The following is a 4,688-nucleotide window of genomic DNA, read 5'->3' as shown; positions in this document are numbered from 1 at the left end:
GGCAGCGCGCTGCTGGTCGACGATGCACCCGCAAGAAGATCGACGACGTGGTTGCCGTGGGTATCAGTGCTCCAGATGTTGGAAAGGCCGGTGGTGGTGTTTTTCCAGGCCACATCATAGCCGCCTGAGACCGCCTCAGCGCCGAGGATCACCCAATTGCTGCCGAACTGACCGGCGGTGACCGCGGCGCCGTTGACCTTGAGCTCGGGACCACCAGTGCCACCGACCGGATCGAGAAAGTAGTTTTGTCCAACCTGCGAGAGACTGGTGCTGCCAAGCGCTTCGATGGTCGTAGCGCCCGCAGACCCGCTGCTTGGTGATGAATATACATGAATGTAGTCAATATAAGATGTGATCGGAACACTCGCAGCATTGGCGTTGTTGCCTGAATTCGTCTGCGTCGCCAGGTCGGCTAGAAGATACATCGGGGAGTGCATGTCGCTCGGCGTCGGCTTCATTCCCATTAGCTGTCCGTCGACATAGAAGCTGATCGTGTCCTTCTCCCAGTCTACGCCGTAGGTGTGATAGCCACTCGGCTGAGCAAGCTCGCTGTAAACTTGAAGATTCGCTTGCCAATTCAGGTTGGGAGCGGCGTCCGTCGTATGAATCCCGCTGTAGACGCCCTTATCCCAGCTACCGTAATGCTCGACGACGTCCAGTTCCTGCCAATGACCAGCATTGTTTGGGTCAGGAATTTGCTTATCAGGCAGAAGCCAGAAAGCGTCCCAGGCACCCGGAAGGTTTGAAAAGTCCGCTCGGATCTCGAAGTAACCGTAGGTCTGAGAAAAATGCCCTTCGGTCGTGATTAACCCAGACTCCCAGCTGCCTGGGTAACCGGACGCTGTACGGTCAGGCACGGCTGTAATCGACAGTACGCCGCTCTTGACGCTCAACGGGTCATAACCTGATCCAGCGTCTACAAAGGAGGAGTTGCCAAAGCCGATGTCAGAGTTGGCATCGAGGCGCCACTCCGGCCGTATATCAGCCCACGTGGTGCTCGCGCCCGTTTGTGAGATACTTCGGGTATCAAATTCCTCATCGAAGGTCATTTTAAAGCCGGTCAAATTTAGCGCCGTCACGGCCCCCTCCCAAAATCTTGAACCCGTCTTCTCTGTATTATTCGACTCTGTATCCGATTGTTACTCCCAAAACGGCACATATGAGGCACGTAAGAACATTAGCTGCAAGTTTTTCCAGACTATAGAAAAGGAAGCGCTAATGACAGACGCAGGTCGCGGATCTCGAGTACTCGCAAGACATCTCTTGACAAGCAGCCAGGACATCGTCCGCCAGGACCTAATCTAGGAGCAGATCGCAACCATCCAAATCTCCCGGATCGAACAGCCAATTGGCCCGAGAGCATCACCCTGCTCGCGCATGCCTTCCGGGTTGTTTACTTAGTCCAACCAGTTTGCGGGAAAGCTGTGGAGGTGCCCCACCGGACGTAGGGGAATCGTATATTGGATGGTGGGTACTATTGCATTGAAGAGGAAGATGGATTCTGAGAACAGCTTCCTGGAAGATGGAGGGAGTCGGAGGTAGTAGTTGAAGAAGGCGTCCCGCGGTTGCCGGACCCGCGCGCAGCCAATGCAAAGCACCTTGGAGTTTTGCTCATTTTGTCGGCGGCCGTTGTTTGCAGAGTGCAGTTACTCGAAGATTGCTGAGTTCGGGCGATCGAAGAAGGAGCTGTTGCGGCTTTTTCTGCGTCTGGAGCACCGTATGCCGATGCACGATGCGTTTCAGCCGGGTGTTCCGTCTGCTCGAACAATCCTTCCGACTGTTTGTGGAGGCTTTGCCAAGGCCAATGGGCTCAAGCTCAGCGGCGTGGCGACGGTCGATGGAAGGGCGTTGCGCGCCGCCTATGAACGGCGCGCTAAGAGGACGCCGCTGCATCTAGTCAACGCCTTGCCTTGGACGCGCGAAGGGCTTTGGCGCAGCACAAGCCGCCTGCGCGCAAGGGGACGGCGGGTGCCTTCGAGGTGCTGGAGCGTCTGTGCCTGGAAGGCTGCATCGTCACGGCCGATGCGCTGGATTGCCACCGCGGCTTTGCTCAAGCGGTGCCTGAGCGCGGCGGCGATGATGCTCTGGTCATCAAGGCCAATCGCGGAGCCTTGTTGGAGACGGTTACGCAGCAGTTTGCGCGATTAGCTAAGCGCCGCACGACCCGGCAGCTCGACCGCGCCACGCACGACCGGAGCGAAACCCGCAAGGCGACCGCGCGCAACAAGAGCTCGGCTAAGCGCCTCTTGGTGTCGTCGTCGTTGGTCGAATTACATCGCCCAGAAGGCTGCGCGACCAAGACCCGCCGGTCACTAGCTACTATCTGTTGTCGAAATATCTTGCTCTCAGGCGGCTGCGGCATGTCTCCACGGTCATTGACGGATCGAGAACAGCCTACCTTTGGATACTCGGGGTCTTTTGCCGAGGACGCAAACCGTGCGAAAGGACCACTTCCAGAACTTTGCCCATTTGCGGCGTCTCGCTCTCAACATCTTGCGTGGCAATCCCGACCGCAAATCCATCCGCCTCAAATTCAGCCGACCTGTTGGGGACAATACCTTCCTCATGCAGGTTCTCAGCCATACGATCGCCCTCCCAGCGGACGGGAGCCACTTTCCACCTATGCCCCTCGTAACCAGCGCAAAGTCTTGGAATATATGTTATGTGCCTAAAACAGTACTGGATGGCATTATGGACGACCATGACTCGTGCGACCTCGCTTGAGACGGACCTCTTTTGATTGCGGGCCGAGATGTAGGTTTTCCGCGGCTGCCAACACGCCCGATCAACGACGGTACACGCGCATTTTCGTAATAGCGCTTTGATAGCAGCGTAAACCAGGGAAGTACTGCCGAGGCCATGTGTGACAACACAAGTAAGCCGTTGGACGTGCACCGTTTGACTCACACGTTCAGCGTCTTCCAACTTCAGGGACATTTTTGAAGAATAAAACGGTATAGGTCGGCGCTCTGGCAACAGATGTTGCTGACGCTTTTGCGGTCCCTATCAGTCAGCCGGCGACTTCGTTGTACTCCGCTTACATTGGACCGGCGAATGGTTGAACTAGGATGAGCGCAAGTCGTGACACCTTCGATTGGGCGAGCAGCGGCGCGGCGAGATTGCCACAAACTGAGCATAGACACCCGTCAGTTAAGGGTCATCACAGCCTTTGGCTGCCCCTGTAAAAGCGCTGCCGCGCGACAACTCGTCCCGTTCATGCGAGCGGCATCCGCCGCGCGCGGCCCCATCCCTTCATGCAGCAAGACAGGGATTCTCCTGACGCAAGGGGAAGCTCGGCTGCAGTTCCTGTTCCTTTAAAGGTTAACACATCATGCATGCCGTGCATTTTAAGTTTGAACTTACGCCTCTTTAACGCGTAGCCGCGAGGCTGCTCCGGAAAAACTTTTTAGAACGGAGCGGCGCGACATGTCTGACTTTAAACTGTTTGGTGTGAACTTGTCCGGTGCGGAATTTGGCGCGGGCGGCACGCGTGGCGTAAATTATGATTACACTTATCCTACACATGCGGAGATAGACTATTTCGCGTCGAAGGATATGTCAGTCATACGGCTCCCATTTCTTTTGGAGCGCGTGCAGCCGACGATGGATGGTTCGCTGAGCGCATCCGAGGTGAGCTACATCGACGACGTGGTAAGCTATGCGAACTCGAAAGGCATGAAAGTCATTCTCGACCCGCATGACTTTGGTTACGTGAATGGTTCGCAGATCGGCAGCACCGCACTTCCAAATTCCGCATTCGCTAATTTTTGGGGGCAATTGGCTGGCCATTTTGCATCAAATTCAAACGTTGTGTTTGGGTTGATGAATGAGCCGTTCGACATTTCCGCAACTCAATGGCTGGGCTCCGTCAACGCAGCGATCTCAGCTATACGCGCGGTCGGTGCGACGTCTCAGCAAATACTCGTTCCTGGCACTAATTGGGACGGGGCATCGAGCTGGGTCAGCTCCGGCAATGCCGCAATTATCGGGACCGGCGTCGTCGATCCAAATCACAATTTTACATTCGAAGTTCATCAATACTTGGACTCAGATGGCTCAGGAACGCATAGCGATGTTGTGTCAACGACAATCGGCGTTGAGAGGCTCCAGGCGGTTACGGCGTGGGCCGAAGCGACTGGAAACAAGGTTTTTCTGGGCGAATTTGGGGTCGCGCCTGATCAGGCCAGCCTTTCCGCTCTCGATAATATGCTAGGGTATATGGCCCAACATTCTGCTGTCTGGCAGGGTGGCACGTACTGGGCAGCCGGTCCGTGGTGGGGATCTTATATGTACTCAGTCGAACCTTCAGCGGGTGTCGACAAGCCACAGATGGCGGTACTTGGGAAATACGTAATCACAACAAGCCAGGACGCATCTTTTGGCAGCCTAGCCGGAATAGCCATCGAAGCGCTTGGCAGCACCAGTCTCTCGCAGGTTGGACAAAACTACTTTCTCGATCCGGTCGGTGGCACTGGTGGTCCCGAGCTCAAGGTCAACGGCGCCGCGGTCACCGCCGGTCAGTTCGGCAGCAATTGGGTGATCCTCGGCGCTGAGGCGGTCTCAGGCGGCTATGATGTGGCCTGGAAAAACACCACCACCGGCCTTTCCAACATCTGGAGCACTGATACCCACGGCAACCACGTCGTCGATCTTCTTGCGGGTGCATCGTCGACCAGCAGCGCGCTGCA

2 protein-coding genes and 1 pseudogene are annotated in these 4,688 nt (G+C 56.1%); 2 read left to right on the top strand and 1 reads right to left on the bottom strand.

Features of this window, described 5'->3' with window-relative positions; all coding sequences use genetic code 11:
• The coding region (locus tag IVB48_RS05610; protein ID WP_247398236.1) for a family 16 glycosylhydrolase at window positions 1-1,079 on the bottom strand (1,079 nt) is incomplete at its 3' end.
• Between the two features lie 486 nt (window positions 1,080-1,565).
• Between IVB48_RS05610 and IVB48_RS05605 the strand changes: the two are divergent.
• Window positions 1,566-2,583 (top strand): annotated as a pseudogene (locus IVB48_RS05605) (ISAs1 family transposase); the annotation flags it as partial.
• Between the two features lie 843 nt (window positions 2,584-3,426).
• Window positions 3,427-4,688 (top strand): cellulase family glycosylhydrolase (locus IVB48_RS05600; RefSeq protein WP_247398234.1); only part of this gene is annotated, 1,262 nt, incomplete at its 3' end.

It is taken from the genome of Bradyrhizobium sp. 76 (genome assembly GCF_023073025.1).
Taxonomy (GTDB): domain Bacteria; phylum Pseudomonadota; class Alphaproteobacteria; order Rhizobiales; family Xanthobacteraceae; genus Bradyrhizobium.
The sequence above is the reverse complement of the archived record's forward strand: the minus strand, read 5'-3'. Positions and strand labels throughout refer to the sequence as shown.